This is a genomic window from Streptacidiphilus anmyonensis (assembly GCF_000787855.1).
GTDB lineage: Bacteria > Actinomycetota > Actinomycetes > Streptomycetales > Streptomycetaceae > Streptacidiphilus > Streptacidiphilus anmyonensis.
On sequence record NZ_BBPQ01000061.1, the window covers coordinates 33,214 to 49,936 of the forward strand.

The 16,723-nt window shown below is 72.5% G+C and carries 17 protein-coding genes and 1 pseudogene; 12 read left to right on the forward strand and 6 right to left on the reverse strand.

The window, feature by feature from the left end:
- Positions 1-635 (forward strand): FtsX-like permease family protein (locus TR50_RS43165; RefSeq protein ID WP_152648779.1); only part of this gene is annotated, 635 nt, incomplete at its 5' end.
- Positions 636-667: 32 nt separating this feature from the next.
- A complete protein-coding gene (locus TR50_RS33215) occupies positions 668-1,516 on the forward strand; it encodes a GNAT family N-acetyltransferase (protein ID WP_042431081.1) in 849 nt (282 codons plus the stop codon).
- 48 nt (positions 1,517-1,564) lie between these two features.
- Here TR50_RS33215 and TR50_RS33220 read toward each other — a convergent pair whose 3' ends face one another.
- The 3 genes from TR50_RS33220 to TR50_RS33230 form a co-directional block, all read right to left on the reverse strand.
- Positions 1,565-2,938 (reverse strand): pyridoxal phosphate-dependent decarboxylase family protein, encoded by a 1,374-nt coding sequence (locus TR50_RS33220; protein ID WP_236654693.1) that lies wholly within the window; start codon positions 2,936-2,938, stop codon positions 1,565-1,567.
- Positions 2,939-3,084: 146 nt separating this feature from the next.
- Entirely contained in the window at positions 3,085-3,561 is a 477-nt protein-coding gene (locus TR50_RS33225; RefSeq protein WP_236654694.1) for an Lrp/AsnC family transcriptional regulator, read from the reverse strand.
- Between the two features lie 4 nt (positions 3,562-3,565).
- Positions 3,566-4,765: a low temperature requirement protein A gene (locus TR50_RS33230; protein WP_042431086.1), complete on the reverse strand. Its 1,200-nt coding sequence runs from the start codon at positions 4,763-4,765 to the stop codon at positions 3,566-3,568.
- 218 nt (positions 4,766-4,983) lie between these two features.
- Between TR50_RS33230 and nadA the strand changes: the two genes are divergently transcribed.
- Positions 4,984-6,177, forward strand: coding sequence for a quinolinate synthase NadA (gene nadA / locus TR50_RS33235; RefSeq protein ID WP_042431089.1), 1,194 nt, complete (start codon positions 4,984-4,986; stop codon positions 6,175-6,177).
- Between the two features lie 56 nt (positions 6,178-6,233).
- On the opposite strand, the gene pspAA is transcribed toward nadA, so the two are convergent.
- Both pspAA and TR50_RS33245 read right to left on the reverse strand, forming a co-directional pair.
- Positions 6,234-6,512, reverse strand: a complete 279-nt coding sequence (gene pspAA, locus TR50_RS33240; protein ID WP_042431093.1) for a PspA-associated protein PspAA — start codon at positions 6,510-6,512, stop codon at positions 6,234-6,236.
- Positions 6,513-6,523: 11 nt separating this feature from the next.
- Positions 6,524-7,342 carry a PspA/IM30 family protein gene (locus TR50_RS33245; protein ID WP_236653524.1) on the reverse strand — a complete coding sequence of 273 codons (819 nt, stop codon included), beginning with the start codon at positions 7,340-7,342 and terminating at the stop codon, positions 6,524-6,526.
- A gap of 251 nt (positions 7,343-7,593) precedes the next feature.
- On the opposite strand from TR50_RS33245, the gene TR50_RS33250 reads away from it, so the two are divergent.
- The 3 genes from TR50_RS33250 to TR50_RS33260 all read left to right on the forward strand — a co-directional run bounded on the left by TR50_RS33250 (position 7,594) and on the right by TR50_RS33260 (position 10,241).
- A complete protein-coding gene (locus tag TR50_RS33250) occupies positions 7,594-8,208 on the forward strand; it encodes a DUF3043 domain-containing protein (RefSeq protein ID WP_042431095.1) in 615 nt (204 codons plus the stop codon).
- Positions 8,209-8,441: 233 nt separating this feature from the next.
- Entirely contained in the window at positions 8,442-9,197 is a 756-nt protein-coding gene (locus TR50_RS33255; protein ID WP_042431126.1) for a class I SAM-dependent methyltransferase, read from the forward strand.
- A gap of 36 nt (positions 9,198-9,233) precedes the next feature.
- Entirely contained in the window at positions 9,234-10,241 is a 1,008-nt protein-coding gene (locus TR50_RS33260) for an aldo/keto reductase family protein (protein ID WP_042431097.1), read from the forward strand.
- 54 nt (positions 10,242-10,295) lie between these two features.
- On the opposite strand, the gene TR50_RS33265 is transcribed toward TR50_RS33260, so the two are convergent.
- Entirely contained in the window at positions 10,296-10,496 is a 201-nt protein-coding gene (locus TR50_RS33265; RefSeq protein WP_042431099.1) for a hypothetical protein, read from the reverse strand.
- Positions 10,497-10,590: 94 nt separating this feature from the next.
- On the opposite strand from TR50_RS33265, the pseudogene cobU reads away from it, so the two are divergent.
- The 6 genes and pseudogenes from cobU to TR50_RS44825 form a co-directional block, all read left to right on the forward strand.
- Positions 10,591-11,133: pseudogene (cobU, locus tag TR50_RS33270) on the forward strand (bifunctional adenosylcobinamide kinase/adenosylcobinamide-phosphate guanylyltransferase); the annotation flags it as partial.
- 16 nt (positions 11,134-11,149) lie between these two features.
- A complete protein-coding gene (cobT, locus tag TR50_RS33275; protein WP_042431101.1) occupies positions 11,150-12,271 on the forward strand; it encodes a nicotinate-nucleotide--dimethylbenzimidazole phosphoribosyltransferase in 1,122 nt (373 codons plus the stop codon).
- Positions 12,272-13,099 carry an adenosylcobinamide-GDP ribazoletransferase gene (locus TR50_RS33280; protein WP_042431103.1) on the forward strand — a complete coding sequence of 276 codons (828 nt, stop codon included), beginning with the start codon at positions 12,272-12,274 and terminating at the stop codon, positions 13,097-13,099. It abuts the gene before it with no gap.
- Positions 13,100-13,286: 187 nt separating this feature from the next.
- Positions 13,287-14,795, forward strand: a complete 1,509-nt coding sequence (locus tag TR50_RS33285; RefSeq protein WP_042431105.1) for a leucyl aminopeptidase — start codon at positions 13,287-13,289, stop codon at positions 14,793-14,795.
- A 339-nt stretch (positions 14,796-15,134) separates the two neighbouring features.
- Complete coding sequence (lpdA, locus tag TR50_RS33290) at positions 15,135-16,523, forward strand: dihydrolipoyl dehydrogenase (RefSeq protein ID WP_042431108.1); 1,389 nt, start codon at positions 15,135-15,137, stop codon at positions 16,521-16,523.
- Positions 16,524-16,578: 55 nt separating this feature from the next.
- The coding region (locus TR50_RS44825; RefSeq protein WP_304941211.1) for a biotin/lipoyl-containing protein at positions 16,579-16,723 on the forward strand (145 nt) is incomplete at its 3' end.

Here is a 16,723-nt window from a genome sequence, read left to right on the forward strand (position 1 = left end):
CGACCCGGCTGGGTCCGCTGGACGCGGTGCACCCGCCGGTGGTCCCGGCCCGGCGGGCCCGCCCGGTGCGGTCCGTGCGCGGGCTGGCGCTGCGCAACCTGATCCGGGTCCCGGGCCGCAGCCTGCTCGGCGCGTGCGGGCTGGCCCTCGGCGTCGCGGCGTTCACCGTGCTGCTCGGCGTCACCCTGGCCTTCCGCGGCGAGGTGGCCGGTTCCCTGCTCGGCGACGCGGTCGTCGCGCAGGCCCGCGGCGTCGACTACGCGAGCGTGGTGCTGTCGCTGCTGCTGGGCGCCGCGGGCGCGGTCGACGTGCTGGTGCTCTCGCAGCGCGAACGGGCCGCGGACCTGGCCGTGCTGCGCGCCTGCGGCTGGAGCGGCCGGGAACTGTCCCGGCTGGCGCTGCTGGAGGGCCTCTGGCTCGCCCTGTTCGGTGGGTTGCTGGGGGCGGGCGCCGGTCTCGGCACGCTGGCGCTGCTCGGCCGCGGCCTGCTGGACGGCGGCCGGGCCGCCGACCTCGCCGCGGCGGGCCTGCTCGCGGCGGGCGCCGGGGTGGTCCTGGTCTGCGCCGCGCTCGCCGTCCCGGCCCGGGCCCTGGGCCGGCTCGCCCCCGCCCGGCTGCTGGCCACGGACGGCTGACAGCGTCGCGACACTGCTGACAGGATCGTTGCGTGCTGCTGCGCCCCGTCCACGACTCCGCCGCCGACACCGCCGCCGTCCGGGCCATCGACGCCGCCGCCTTCGACAAGGCGCTGTCGGGCCGGGAGGCGGCCCGCGCGGACGTGCGCACCAGACGGCTGGCCGCCGCCGACCAGCCGGGCTGCTGGTTCGGCGAGGAGGACGGCAAGGCGCTCGGGGTCGCGCTGTCGCTGCGGCGCGAGGGCCTGTGGGGGCTGGCGCTGCTGGCGGTCCGCCCCGAGGCGCAGGGCAAGGGCCTCGGCCGCACGCTGCTCGACCACGCGCTGACGCACGCCCACGGCTGCCTGCGCGGCATGATCGTCGCCTCGGACGACCCGCGCGCCGCCCGCCGCTACCACGCCGCCGGCTTCCGGCTGCACCCCACCATGGCGCTGACCGGCCGTGTCGACCGCACCGGCCTGCCCGCCACCGGCGGCGTCCCGGTGCACCTGGGCGACGCGACCCATTTCGACCTGCTCGACTCCGTCGACCGCCGCACCCGCGGCTCCGCGCACGGCGAGGACCACCTCGCACTGCTGCGCACCAGCGACGAGCTGCTGGTCGCCGACACCCTGAGCGGTTCCGGCTACTGCTACCGCCTGGGCGGCCGGGTGATGCTGCTGGCCGCGACCTCCCGCCGGGTCGCCACGGCGCTGCTCACCGAGACCCTGGCGCGGATCCCCGACGCGGAGACGGCGGACGTGCGCACCGTGACCGCCGAACAGGACTGGGCCGTGGACGTGACCATGGCCGCCGGTCTCGGCGCCGCCACCCGCGGCTACCTGGCGCTGCGCGGCATGAGGCCCCCGACGCACTACCTGCCGTCGGGGGCCTACCTGTGACCGTGACCGGCTGAGCCGGATCGGACCAGCCGGATCGGACCGGCCGGATCAGACCATGGTGTCCAGGATCTCCCGGACCATGTCCATGGTGGTGCCCGGGTGCAGGAACGCGAAGCGGGCCACGACCTCGCCCTCCCAGCCGGTCGGGGTGACGAAGCCGGTCTGGTCCGCGAGCAGGCGCTCGGACCAGGCGTAGTAGTCCTTCGCGGTCCAGCCCTTGCGCCGGTAGACCACGCTGGACAGCTCCGGTTCGCGGATGACCTCCAGGTCCGGGTACTCGGCGCGGATCAGCTCGGCGGTGTCGCGGGCCAGCGCGATGCCGGTCTCGATCGCCTCGGTGTAGGCGTCGGTGCCGTGCACGGCCAGCGAGAACCACAGCGGCAGGCCGCGGGCGCGCCGGGTCAGGTGGTACGCGTAGTCGGTGGGGTTCCACTCCTGGTCGTGGTCGGCGGTGTGCAGCACGTCCAAGTAGGAGGCGTCCTGGGTGTGCACGGCCTTGGCCAGGCGCGGGTCGCGGTAGATCAGCGCGGCGCAGTCGAACGGCGCGAAGAGCCACTTGTGCGGGTCGACGACGAAGGAGTCGGCGTGCTCGATGCCGTTGTACTTCTCCCGCACCGAGGGGGCGAACAGGCCCGCGCCGCCGTAGGCGCCGTCCACGTGGAACCACAGGCCGTGCTCGCGGGCGACCTCGGCGATGCCGGCCAGGTCGTCGACGATGCCGGCGTTGGTGGTGCCCGCGGTGCCGACCACGGCGATGATCGAGCCCGGGTCCTCGTCGGCGGCGATGGCGGCGCGCAGGGCCTCGCCGGTCAGGCGGTGGTCCTTCGTCGGCACGACGAACTTCTCGACGCCGATGATGTTGAGGGTGTTGGTGACCGAGGAGTGCGTCTGGTCGCTGACCGCGATCCGCAGCCGGGCGCCGATGCCGACGCCGAGCCGCTGGCGGGCGACGTCGCGGGCGACGACGAGCGCGGAGAGGTTGCCCGCGGAGCCGCCGGAGACGAAGCAGCCGCCCGCCGTGGCGGGCAGGCCGGCCCGGTCGGCGATCAGGCGCAGCACCTGGTTCTCGGCGGCGATGGCGCCGGCCGCCTCCAGCCAGGAGATGCCCTGGAGCGAGGCGCAGGAGACCACCATGTCGAACAGCAGCGCGGCCTTGGTCGGCGCGCAGGGGATGAACGACAGGTAGCGGGGGCTGTCGGCGGAGATCACGGCCCGGGACAGCTCGTGGTCGTAGAGCTTGAGCACGTCCGCAGGATCGTTTCCGCGGTCGCTGAGCAGGCCGTCCAGCGCGGCGCTCAGCTTCTCGCCGTCGCCGGGGTGGTCCAGCGGGACCGGGTCGTACTGCAGGCGCTCCCGCATGTAGTCGAAGACCAGGTCGACCATGCGGGCGTCGTACCGGTGCATGCGGTCGGCGTGGGGCACGGGAGATCCTTCGGAGCACAGGGGGTGGGGGGCACTGCCACCCTAGGCACCGCACCGCGCCCGCCGCCTGTCGGAACCCTGCGGCCCGCGCAGGATTCCTGCGCAGTCAGGCGCGTCGGCGAAGGAAACCCAACCGGTCGACCGGCTCACCCGATCAAGCGGCTCAGCACCACCGTGCTGCGGCTGCGCTGCACGCCCGGCTCGCGCCGGATCCGCTCGATGACCGCCTCCAGATGCCGCATGTCCGCCGCCCGCAGGTGCACCAGCGCGTCCGCGTCGCCGGTCACCGTCCAGGCGGCGACGACCTCGGGGAACTGACGCAGCGAGGAGAGGATCTCCTCCGGCGGGGTGCGCTCGCGGCAGAAGACCTCGACGAAGGCCTCCGTCGTCCAGTCCAGCACGCCCGGGTCCAGCACCACCGTGAAGCCGCGCACCACACCGCGCTCCCGCAGCCGGTCCACCCGACGCTTGACCGCCGTCGCGGACAGGTTGACCAGCAGACCGATCTCCGCGTACGAGGCACGGCCGTCCCGGCCGAGGTGCTCCAGAACCCGGCGGTCGGTGTCGTCGAGGGCGACGGCCTTGCTCACGGTGGCGCTGATCGGCGTTCTCGGTGCTGGCACGAGTTCAGCTTTTCACACCTTGTTCCCGCGGCTCCTGTCGTTCCCGCTGCTCCTGCGCGCGGTGGATCAGCAGCCCGGCCGCGACGGACGCCGCGCAGACCAGCCCGGCCACCAGGACCGACGGCGAGAAGAGCACCGCCACCGCGCTCACCGGCTGCACCCACAGCGCGATCCCGCGCTTGGTGTGCCGTGAGTGCAGCGCCCAGACCGTGAACAGGTAGACCGCCGCCGGGACGGTCACCCCGAGTGTGGCGGCGTGCGCGGAGATGTGCGCCTTGCCGACCGCGTGCTCGACCGCCACCTCGAGCCCGGCCCCGATCGCGGCCGCGGACAGGAAGACGAAGTAGTGGCCGTACCCCCAGCTGAAGGCCTGCCGGTTCGAGGTCAGATGGTCCTCGACCGAGCGGGCGAAGTAGATCCACCACGCGGCGAAGCAGATCAGCAGCCCGCCCGCGGCGATCGGCAGCAGTTCCCGCAGCGCCTGGTGCTCGTCGACGGAGGTCTGGACCGCGATCGTCGCAGCCGAGACCGACTCCCCTAGCACGATCAGCGTGAAGCAGCCGTAGCGTTCCGCGATGTGCCCGGGATGCCAGGCGGTCTGGGTGACCCGCTCGGCCACCATCGGGACCCCCAGTTCGACGACCACCCCGACCAGCGCCGACCAGTACTTGTCCGCCGTCGGCACGTAGATCAGCCAGAGCACCCAGTACAGCTGGGCGAGGGCGACCCCGGCGGCGTAGCGCAGCGCGACCTCCCGGTGCGGCCCGCTGTTCGCCGCCGCGGCGCGCAGCCACTGCGCGACCAGGGCGACGCGCATCACCACATAGCCCGTCACCGTGACCGAGAAGTCGGAGTCCGCGAAGGCCCGCGGCACCCCGGCGGCCAGGATCAGCGCCCCGACGATCTGCACGAAGGTGCAGATCCGGTACGGGACGTCGTCGGTGTCGTAGGCGGAGGCGAACCAGGTGAAGTTCATCCAGGCCCACCAGATCCCGAAGAAGACGAAGAGGTAGCCGAGGATCCCGTGCCCCAGGTGCGAGCCGCTCAGGTCGTGGGCGAGCTGGGAGCCCGCCTGGGCGACGGCGACCACGAAGCACAGGTCGAAGAAGAGCTCCAGCGGGGTGGCGGCCCGGTGCGTCTCGCCGCGACCGCGCGGCCGCATCCGCCGCCCCGTGCCGGACCCGGTGATCGCGTGCTCGGTCATCGCCCCGTACCCTCTCCTTCGTCCGCCCCGTCCGCTGTGCCAGACGATAGGGCAGCTCCCCGACCCTCCGGGGTAGCGCCACCGTGGCCATAGCGGGCTACGTCACATTGCCGCTGCGCCCATCGAAACTTTCGATCAGGGCGAGCTATCATAGATAGCGTCAGGTAGACGATAAGGCGGCGGTCCCTCACCGTCGCCGAGCAGGAGGGCAGCCGCCCGTGACCACCACCTCCGCGCCCGCGCAGGGCGCCACCTTCGCCGAGCCGGGCGCCACTCCGCTGGCCCTGCTGCTGCTCGGCCGCGAGGCCGACACCGCGAGCGAGCGCGGCGTCGACTGCCCCGGCGACCTCCCCGCCGCCTCGGACCCGGACCTGGTCGCGCGAGCCGCCGCCGCCAAGGCCAAGCTGGGCGACAAGGTCTTCATCCTGGGCCACCACTACCAGCGCGACGAGGTCATCCAGTTCGCCGACGTCACCGGCGACTCCTTCAAGCTGGCCCGCGACGCGGCCGCCCGCCCCGAAGCCGAGTACATCGTCTTCTGCGGCGTGCACTTCATGGCCGAGTCCGCGGACATCCTCACCTCCGACCGGCAGCAGGTCGTCCTGCCGGACCTGGCCGCCGGCTGCTCCATGGCCGACATGGCCACCGCCGAGCAGGTCGCCGAGTGCTGGGACCAGCTGGTCGACGCGGGCGTCGCCGACACGGTCGTGCCGGTCGCCTACATGAACTCCTCCGCCGACATCAAGGCCTTCACCGGCCGCCACGGCGGCACCATCTGCACCTCCTCCAACGCCAAGCGGGCGCTGGAGTGGGCGTTCGAGCAGGGCGAGAAGGTCCTCTTCCTGCCCGACCAGCACCTGGGCCGCAACACCGCGGTCAAGGAGATGGGCTTCTCGCTCGACGACTGCGTCGTCTACAACCCGCACAAGCCGAACGGCGGGCTGACCGCCGAGGAGCTGCGCGCGGCGAAGATGATCCTGTGGCGCGGCCACTGCTCCGTGCACGGCCGCTTCAGCCTGGACGCGGTGAACGAGGTCCGCGAGCGCGTCCCCGGCGTCACGGTGCTGGTGCACCCCGAATGCAAGCACGAGGTCGTCGAGGCCGCCGACATGGTGGGCTCCACGGAGTACATCATCAAGGCCCTCGACGCGGCCGAGCCCGGCTCCAAGTGGGCCATCGGCACCGAGCTCAACCTGGTCCGCCGGCTGGCGAACGCCCACCCGGACAAGGAGATCGTCTTCCTGGACCGCACGGTGTGCTTCTGCAGCACGATGAACCGCATCGACCTGCCGCACCTGGTCTGGGCCCTGGAGTCGCTGGCGGACGGCCGCGTGCCGAACGTCATCACGGTGGACCCGGAGACGGAGAAGTACGCCAAGGCGGCGCTGGACCAGATGCTGGCCCTGCCGTAGCAGGCAACGAAAAGGACCGGCGGCCCCCACGGGGACGCCGGTCCTTTTCGTTGCCGCTATCCGGGGATGAGCCCGTCCGACTTCAGCAGCGCCCGGGTCTCCTCCAGCGTCGCGTCCGCGTACGGCAGCGTCGCGTCCGAGGCGCCGAGGTATTCGGCCGCCACGGGCGTACCGCCCTCGCGGACCGCGCCGAGCAGCGCGGCCAGGCTGACGTGGAACTCCTGCTCGTCACCGTTGTCCAGCGCGGCCAGCACCGCGTTGTCCAGCTCGTTGAGGTGCTCGACCAGAGTGTCGGGCACCTCGAACTGCCCCTCCGAAAGGATCCTGACGATCACGCCGCTCCCCCTCAGCCCTCGTGCGGGCGCTGGTCCTGCGGCGCCTGGTAGGGGTTCTGCTGCGGGGCGGACTGCGGGGCCGCCTGCGGCTGGCCCTGCTCGATCGCCGGGGTCGGCGCGCTGCCGCCGCCCAGCTCGGCCTTCATCCGGGCCAGCTCCAGCTCGACGTCCGAACCGGCGGACATGCGGTCCAGCTCGGCCGAGATGTCGTCCTTGCGCATGCCGGACGGGTCGTCGAGCGCGCCGCTGGCCAGCAGCTCGTCGATCGCGCCCGCACGGGCCTGGAGCTGCGCCGTCTTGTCCTCGGCGCGCTGGATGGCCAGGCCGACGTCGCCCATCTCCTCCGAGATGCCGGAGAACGACTCGGCGATCTGGGTCTGCGCCTGGGCGGCGCTGTACTGGGCCTTGATGGTCTCCTTCTTGGTGCGGAAGGCGTCCACCTTCGCCTGCAGGCGCTGGGAGGCCAGCGTGAGCTTCTCCTCCTCGCCCTGCAGCTGCTGGTACTGGACCTCCAGGTCCTGCACCTGCTGCTGGACGCCGGACCGCCGGGTCAGCGCCTCGCGGGCGAGATCCTCACGGCCCAGGGAGAGCGCCTTGCGGCCCTGCTCCTCCAGCTTCGCCGACTGCTGCTGGAGCTGCGTCAGCTGCAGCTCGAGACGCTTGCGGCTGGTCGCCACGTCCGCGACACCACGCCGCACCTTCTGCAGCAGTTCGAGCTGCTTCTGGTACGAGTAGTCCAGCGTCTCGCGCGGATCCTCCGCGCGATCCAAGGCCTTGTTCGCCTTGGCGCGGAAGATCATCCCCATCCGCTTCATAATTCCGTCGCTCATGGGCTTCGCGCGCCCCCTTCTTCGACCTGCCGGTTTCGCCGTCTTCTCGCTACCCAAGCCTACGGGTCGCGCGGCCTTCGCCGCAGCGATCCGCGCTGCAACAAGACTGCTACAGCTCACAGCATGAAGGCCTCATCCGTGGGACTGATCGAGCCCTGGTCGATCTACGCCGCGCGGCGGAGGGGATCCCTGACGAAGCCCTCTACCCGGGGGGCTGGGGAATACACCCGCTGACCACGTACTCTTGCTGTGTGTTCCGACGTAGCTCCCAGGATGCCCCCGCCGACGCCGCCACCCTCGTCGAGGACGAGGCCGCCGACGCGAAGAAGGCCGTGCCCACGGCGGAGGCCCCCAAGGGCCGACCGACGCCGAAGCGCAGCGCCGCCACGACCAACCAGCGCGGCCGCGCCTACGTGCCGCCGGACCGCAAGGCCGCGGCCAAGCAGGCCCGCTCGGTCGGCCGCGACGACCGCACCCGCCAGATGGCGGCCATGCGAGGCGAGGGCGACCCGCGCGACCTGCCGCCGCGCGACGCCGGCCCGGTCCGCAAGTTCGTGCGCGACTACGTCGACTCGCGCTGGACGGCGCTCGAGTTCGCGATGCCGGTGGTCATCGTGATCTTCCTGCTCGCGACCCTGCTGCGCAGCGCGTCCATCGTGGTGGGCGCGACGCTGTCGCTGTACATCGTGATCCTGCTGATCGTCGTCGCCACCTTCTTCTTCGCGCGCGGCCTGCGCAAGGAGCTGGCACGGCGCTTCCCGGGGCAGAACACCAAGGGCGCCGTCGCCTACGGTCTGCTGCGCTCGTCCAACATCCGCAAGATGCGTCTGCCCAAGCCGGCCGTCAAGCGGGGGCAGAAGCCCTGACCGGCCACCCGGGTCCGCTGGGGGGCTATCCCGGTTACTCGTACTCGCCCCTGGGCCCCTGCCCCGGGGCGGACGAGTCCACGATGGTGCTGCCCGCGCAGCGTGTGGTGCAGCCGCTCGCGGCCCTGCCCTCCTCGCACGCGTCGCCGCACGCGGCCGCCCACGCGGCGTCGCCGGGCGGCTTCACGCCGGGCGCGCAGGCGTGGCTGGCGAGGCTCGGCGGGCTGCGCAACATGGTGCGCCAGGAGCTCGTCTCCCGGCAGCTCGACGAGCAGTTGCGCGCGCGGTTCGGCGTCGCGGCCCCGCTGCGGGTGCTCGACGTCGGCTGCGGCCAGGCCACCCAGGCGCTGCGACTCGCCCGCCGCGGCCACCAGGTCACCGGCCTCGACCCCGACCCGGCCACCCTGGCCTCCGCCCGGCAGGCGCTCGCGCTGGAGAGCCCCGAGGTCCAGCACCGCGTGCAGTTACTGAGCGGCTCCGGCGAGGACTGCGGCCGCTGGTTCGGCCCTGCCGCGTTCGACCTGGTCCTCTGCCACGGCGTGCTGATGTACCTGCCCGAGCCCGGCCCGCTGCTGGCGGCGCTGGCCCGGATACTGGCCCCCGGCGGACTGCTGTCCGTCCTCGTCCGCAACGGCGACGGGCTCGCCATGCGGCCCGGACTGGCGGGCGACTGGGCCGGAGCCGTGGCCGCCCTGTGCGGCGGCGACAACAGCGGCGACGGCGCCGAGCGCCCGGACTACACCAACCGACTGGGCCTGCCCACCCGCGCCGACCGCCGCGAGACGCTCACCCGCACCCTCGCCGAACTCGACGTGCCGGTCCGCGCCTGGTACGGCGTGCGGGTCTTCACCGACCTCGCCCCGGACGAGGCCCCGCTGCCCGGCGAGCCCGAGCTGTCCGCGCTGCTGGAGGCCGAGGAACGCGCCGGTCGCAGCGATCCCTACCGGCAGGTCGCGGCGCTGATCCACCTGCTGGGCGCCCGCCCCTGAAGCCGCGGGGCGCCGGCTCGGACTAGGCTCGGCCCCATGGAGTTCCGTCACCTGGGCCGCAGCGGCCTCGTCATCTCCGAGATCGCCTACGGCAACTGGCTCACCCATGGCTCCCAGGTCGAGGAGGACGCGGCCATCGCCTGCGTCCACGCCGCCCTCGACGCGGGGATCACCACCTTCGACACCGCCGACGTCTACGCCGCCACCCGCGCCGAGTCCGTGCTCGGCCGGGCCCTGTCCGGGCAGCGCCGCGAGGGCCTGGAGATCTTCACCAAGGTCTACTGGCCCACCGGTCCCGGCAAGAACGACACCGGTCTCAGCCGCAAGCACATCATGGAGTCGATCAACGGCTCGCTGAAGCGCCTGCAGACCGACTACGTCGACCTCTACCAGGCCCACCGCTACGACCACGCCACGCCGCTGGAGGAGACCATGGTCGCCTTCGCGGACATCGTGCACGCGGGCAAGGCCCACTACATCGGCGTCTCCGAGTGGACCGCCGACCAGATCCGCGCCGCGCACGCCTACGCGCAGGAGCTGCGCGTCCCGCTGGTCTCCTCCCAGCCGCAGTACTCCGCGCTGTGGCGGGTCATCGAGGCCGAGGTCGTGCCGACCTGCGAGGAGCTGGGCATCGGCCAGATCGTCTGGTCCCCGATCGCCCAGGGCGTGCTGACCGGCAAGTACCTGCCGGGCGAGCAGCCGCCGGCGGGCTCGCGCGCCACCGACGACAAGGGCGGCGCCAACATGATCTCCCGCTGGATGCGCGACGACGTGCTGACGCGCGTGCAGCAGCTGAAGCCGCTGGCCGACGACGCGGGCCTGACGCTCGCTCAGCTGTCGGTGGCCTGGGTGCTGCAGAACCCGAACGTGTCCGCGGCCATCATCGGCGCCTCCCGTCCCGAGCAGGTCGCCGAGAACGTCAAGGCCGCCGGTGTGAAGCTGGACGCCGGTCTGCTGAAGGCGATGGACGAGATCCTCGCCCCGGTCGCCGAGTTCGACCCGGCCAGGACGGAGGAGAACTCCCCCAAGGGCCGCGCGAACTGACACCTGCTCCACGCAGGAGGGGTCCGGGGCTGTGCGCCCCGGACCCCTCCTGTCTCACTGGTGCAGGCTCATCGGCCCGTAGATCTTCTCCCCGTCCTCCAGCAGCACCACCTGGTCGACGCCGTCGGCGAGCAGCTCCTTCCAGGTCTCGCCGATCCAGGTCTCCGCGTCGCCCTGGGTGGGGAACTCCTCCACCCCGTTCTGCGCCGGAACCACCGATCCGTCGAGCTTCTCGTACCGCCAGGTCCACACCATGCCGGGCTCCTCTCGCCCTCGCCGACTCCCTAGGGACACTACCCGGCACAATGGCCCGATGCGCCTCCTCGACCGTCTCGTCCCCGGCCGCCGCCCCCGCCGCACGCTGCTGCTCGGCGGCGCGCGGTCCGGCAAGTCCTCGCTCGCCGAGCGACTGCTGGCCGAGGCCGCGGAGGTGACCTACGTCGCCACCGCCGGACGCCGCGACGGCGACGCCGAGTGGGCCGAGCGCGTCGAACTCCACCGGGTGCGCCGCCCCGCGGACTGGCGCACCCTCGAGACCTGCGAACTGGCGCCGCTGCTCGCCGAGCAGGGCGGCCCGCTGCTCGTCGACTGCCTGGCCCTGTGGCTGACCGACGCGATGGACCGCGTCGGCGCCTGGGAGGAGGAGCGCTGGTACGGCGGCGGGGAGCGGGAGTTGCGCGAACGGACCGCGGAACTGGTGCGGGCGCTCGCGGCGAGCCCGAGGCGGGTGGTCGCGGTCAGCAACGAGGTCGGCAGCGGCGTCGTGCCGGCCACCGCCTCGGGCCGCCGGTTCCGCGACGAGCTGGGCCGCCTCAACGCGGCCGTCGCCGACGTCTGCGACGACGTCCGGCTGGTGGTCGCGGGCCGCGCGCTGCGTTTGTCGGATCGGTGACGGTAACGTTCCCGCCGTGACGACCTTCGACCTCGACGAGATCTCCGCGCGGCTGGCGCGGCCCGACGACGAGTACCGCCTCGCCGCGGAGGAGCGCTTCGCCGCGCTCGACCTGCCGCGCGGCTCGCTGGGCGAGCTGCAGGACCTGGCCGGCTGGCTGGCCGCGGTCCAGGGCAAGGTCCCGACCACGCCGCTGACGCGGGTCAAGGTCCTGGTCTTCGCCGCCGACCACGGCATCGCCTCGCTCGGCGTCTCGATGCTGCCGCCGGGCGCCACCGAGCGCCGGGTGCGCCAGATCCTGGAGGGCACCGCGCCCGTCAACGTGCTGGCCCGTCAGTTCGGCGCGCAGGTGCGCGTGGTGGACATGGCCGTCGACGCGGCCGAGGACGCCTTCCCCGCCGAGGTGAGCCGGCACCGCGTCCGCCGCGGCTCGGGCCGGATCGACGTGGAGAACGCGCTCACCCGCGAGCAGGCCGAACAGGCCTTCGCGGCCGGCGTCGCGCTCGCCGACGAGGAGGCCGACTCCGGCACCGACCTCGTCGTCCTCGGCGACCTCGGCGTCGGCTCCACCACCGTGGCGGCCGTCCTGATCGGCGTGCTCTGCGGCACCGACGCGGCCGTCGTCACCGGACGCGGTTCCGGCATCGACGACCGGATCTGGATGGTCAAGTGCGCGGCGATCCGCGACTCGCTGCGGCGGGCCCGCCCGGTGCTGGCCGACCAGATCGACCTGCTCGCCGCCGTCGGCGGCGCGGACTTCGCCGCGATGGCGGGCTTCCTGCTCCAGTGCGCCATGCGGCGCCTGCCGGTGTTGCTGGACGGCGTGGTGGGGACGGCGTGCGCGCTGGTCGCGCAGCGGATCGCGTTCCGGGCGCCGGAGTGGTGGCGCGCCGGGCAGGTCACCGGCGAGCCCGCCCAGGCCAAGGCGTACGAGCGGATGGGCATCACGCCGCTGTCCGACCAGCGCGTGGCCGTCGGCGCGGGCGCGGGCGCGCTGATGTCCCTGCCGCTGCTCCAGGCCGCCGCGGCGCTGCTCGCCGAGCTGCCGCTGCCCGCGCCCGAGAAGCTGCCGTCGGAGAAGCTGCCGTCCGAGGGGCTGCCGCCGGAGGAACTGCCGTCCGAGAAGCCAGGGGACTGAGTGCACGCCCCTGCCTTCGTCCGTCGCTGCCTCGAACCGCTCCGCTTCGCCTTCGGCACGTTGTCGGTCCTCCCCGTTCGGGTGAACCGCTGGGACCGGCCCACGGCCGGACGGGCGATATCCGTGGCCCCCGTGGTCGGGCTGGTGCTCGGCGGCCTCGCCGCGGGCTTCGCCACGCTGCTGGCCTGGGCCCACACCGGTTCGCTGCTGGCGGCGGTGGCCGGGGTCGCGGCACTGGCGGCGCTCACCCGGGGGCTGCACCTGGACGGACTGGCGGACGTCGCGGACGGGCTGGGCAGCAACCGCCCTCCGGACGCCGCCCTGAAGATCATGAAAGCGTCGGACATCGGCCCCTTCGGGGTGCTGGTGTTGGTGCTCACCCTGTTCGCGCAGGTCGCGGCCGTCTCCCGGTGCTTCGACCTGGGCCTGCCCAAGGGCGCGTTCGCGCTGGGCCTGGCGGCCGTGACCTCCCGTACCGCGCTGCTGCGGGGCTGCTCCGACGGCGTCCCCTCGGCCCGCGAGGACGGGCTCGGCGCGATGGTCGCCGGCACCGTGCCGCGGCTGCGCGGGGCCCTGGTCACCCTGGCGGTGGTCGCGGCGCTCGCGCTGGCGGGCTGGGCCACCGCCCGGTACGGGCAGAACCAGCTTCCGCTGGCGCTCGGCACGGTGGTCTCGGCGGCCGGCGGGCTCGGGCTCGCGGCCCTGCTGCTGACGCACTGCCTGCGCCGTTTCGGCGGAATCACCGGAGATGTCCTGGGCGCGATGGTCGAGGTCGCCGCCACCGGGTCGCTGATTCTGTGGACACTTTTCGCAGCTGCCACCCCGTAGCGGGGTGCTGTCTCGAAAATTCGACAGCGGAGACGGCGCGAGGGCTCAATATGCGGACTACCATGCCAGGAGCCGGTCTGTTCACCCGCTGTGGCCGCGCCTAGGGACGACGCCTGCCCGCACCCGGACAGACACGAGCACCCCGACTCTCGCATCGCATACTTTTCGACAGAACAGGACGCATTCCGTGACTGCAGTGTCTTTGAGCACCTCCACGGCCGCCGCGCTGCGCGCGGACGCCGTCGTCGTGGCCGTGGCCAAGGGCCCCAAGGGCCTTGTCCTCGCCCCCGGAGCCGAGGCGGTCGACGAGGCGTTCGAGGGCCGCCTCGCCGAGGTGCTCACCACCGTCGGCGCCACCGGCGCCGAGGGCGAGGCCGTGAAGGTCCCCGCCCCCGCGAGCCTGAAGGCCCCGCTGGTGCTGGCCGTGGGTCTCGGCGAGGCCGCCGAGGACGGCTACGCCGCCGAGGCGCTGCGCGCCGCCGCCGGTGTGGCCGCGCGCACCCTGCACGGCAGCAAGAAGGCCGCGTTCGCCCTGCCCGCCACCGACGCCGCCTCCGTCGAGGCCGTCACCCTCGGCGCGCTGCTCGGCGCCTACACCTTCACCGCCTGCCGCAGCGACAACGGCAAGGGCGACGCGAAGACCCCGCTGGCCGAGATCGCGATCACCGGCTCCAAGCGCGGCGACAAGGCGGCCAAGGCCGCCGTCGAGCGCGGCACCGTCGTGGCCGAGGAGATGAACCGCACCCGCGACCTGGTCAACATGCCCCCGAACGACCTCTTCCCGAAGTCCTTCGCCGAGATCGCCACCACCGCCGGCAAGGAGCTCGGCGTCAAGGTGGAGGTCATCGACGAGAAGGCGCTCATCAAGGGCGGCTTCGGCGGCATCCTCGGCGTCGGCGGCGGCTCCGAGCGCAGCCCGCGCCTGGTCAAGGTCGCCTACACGCACCCGAAGGCCAAGGCCTCGCTCGCCTTCATCGGCAAGGGCATCACCTACGACTCGGGCGGCATCTCGCTCAAGCCGGCCGGCCACAACGAGACCATGAAGTGCGACATGGCCGGCGCCGGCGCCGTCTTCGCCTCCGTGCTCGCCGCCGCCAAGCTCGGCCTCCAGGTCAACGTCACCGGCTGGCTGGCGCTGGCGGAGAACATGCCGTCCGGCTCGGCCACGCGTCCGGGCGACGTGCTGCGCATGTACGGCGGCAAGACCGTCGAGGTGCTCAACACCGACGCCGAGGGCCGCCTGGTGCTGGCCGACGCCATCGTCCGCGCGGGCGAGGAGAAGCCGGACTACATCGTCGACGTCGCCACCCTGACCGGCGCGATGATGATGGCGCTGGGCAGCCGCACCTTCGGCGTGATGGCCAACGACGACGCCTTCCGCGGCACCGTCACCGAGCTGGCCGAGGCTTCGGGCGAGCCCGCCTGGGCCATGCCGCTCCCGGCGCACCTGCGCAAGGGCATGGACTCCACCGTCGCCGACATCGCCAACATGGGCGAGCGCATGGGCGGCGGCCTGGTGGCCGGCCTGTTCCTGAAGGAGTTCGTCGCCGACGGCATCACCTGGGCGCACCTGGACATCGCCGGCCCGGCCTTCAACGAGGGCGCGCCGTTCGGCTACACCCCCAAGGGCGGCACGGCCACGGCCGTGCGCACCCTGGTCGCACTCGCCGAGCACGCGGCCGACGGCAAGCTCTGATGATCTACTGAGGGGTAACCCTTGATCGGGCCTCCGCCTCTGTTCGCCTTGGGCGAACAGAGGCGGAGGCCCTTCGGCATTCCCAAGGAAACACTTCTGACCAGGCCCCCTTCCCCGCACCGGAATTTGCCTCTCGACCTGCGGAAACAGACAATTCCTCGCGAGGCACCCACCCCGGACCCACGGGGGGAGGCCGTCCACACCCTGGCCCGGTCCCTCACCACCGCACGACAAGTGCGAGGATGTATCTCCGGCACGACGGGTCTCCCCACAAGGGAGCACCACACCCGGCCGGCGATCGACCGGGAGCATCCGCACCCTTTGCATGGAGGACGTGACGTGGCGAACGACGCCAGCACCGTTTTCGACGTAGTCATTCTCGGAGGCGGAAGCGGCGGTTACGCCGCGGCGCTGCGGGCGGCCCAGCTGGGTCTGCAGGTCGCGCTGATCGAGAAGAACAAGCTCGGCGGCACCTGCCTGCACCAGGGCTGCATCCCGACCAAGGCGCTGCTGCACGCCGGCGAGGTCGCCGACCAGACCCGCGAGGCCGCGGGCTTCGGCGTCAAGGCCGTCTTCGAGGGCATCGACATCAACGCCGTGCACGCCTACAAGGACGGCGTCGTCTCCGGTTTGTACAAGGGCCTGCAGGGCCTGGTCGCCAGCCGCAAGATCACCTACGTCGAGGGTGAGGGCCGCCTGTCCTCCCCGACCTCCGTCGACGTGAACGGCCAGCGCTACACCGGCCGCCACATCGTGCTCGCCACCGGCTCCGTGCCGAAGTCCCTGCCGGGCCTGGTCATCGACGGCGACCGCGTCATCTCCTCCGACCACGCCCTGGTCCTCGACCGCGTGCCGAAGTCCGCGATCGTGTTGGGCGGCGGCGTCATCGGCGTCGAGTTCGCGTCCGTCTGGAAGTCCTTCGGCGCCGAGGTCACCATCATCGAGGCGCTGCCGCACCTGGCCCCGCTCGAGGACGAGAACTCCTCCAAGCTGCTGGAGCGCGCCTTCCGCAAGCGCGGCATCAAGTTCGAGCTGGGCGCGCGCTTCGCGGGCGTCGAGTACACCGCGACCGGTGTCCGCGCCTCGCTGGAGAACGGCAAGCAGGTCGAGGCCGACCTCATGCTCGTCGCCGTCGGCCGCGGCCCGGTCTCGCAGAACCTCGGCTACGAGGAGGCCGGGGTCGCCATGGACCGCGGCTACGTCCTGGTCGACGAGTACTGCCAGACCAACGTCCCCACCATCTCCGCCGTCGGCGACCTCATCCCGACGCTGCAGCTGGCCCACGTCGGCTTCGCCGAGGGCATCCTGGTCGCCGAGCGCATCGCCGGTCTCAAGGTCGTCCCGATCGACTACGACGGCGTGCCGCGGGTGACCTACTGCAACCCCGAGGTCGCCTCCGTCGGCATCACCGAGGCCAAGGCCAAGGAGCTCTACGGTGACGACAAGGTCGTCACCGCCAAGTTCAACCTGGCCGGCAACGGCAAGAGCAAGATCCTCAAGACCGCGGGCGAGATCAAGCTGGTCCAGGTCAAGGACGGAGCGGTCGTCGGCGTGCACATGGTCGGCGAGCGCATGGGCGAGCAGGTCGGCGAGGCCCAGCTGATCTACAACTGGGAGGCCCTGCCCGCCGAGGTGGCGCAGCTGATCCACGCGCACCCCACCCAGAACGAGGCCCTCGGCGAGGCCCACCTCGCACTGGCGGGCAAGCCGCTGCACAATCACGACTGACAACCCTCGTCGCACGCCAACCATCCGCAACGCACCACAAGGAGCAACTGAAACCATGGCGGTCTCAGTAACACTGCCCGCACTCGGCGAGAGCGTGACCGAGGGCACCGTCACCCGTTGGCTGAAGGCCGAGGGCGAGCGCGTCGAGGCCGACGAGCCGCTGCTCGAGGTCTCCACCGACAAGGTCGACACCGAGATCC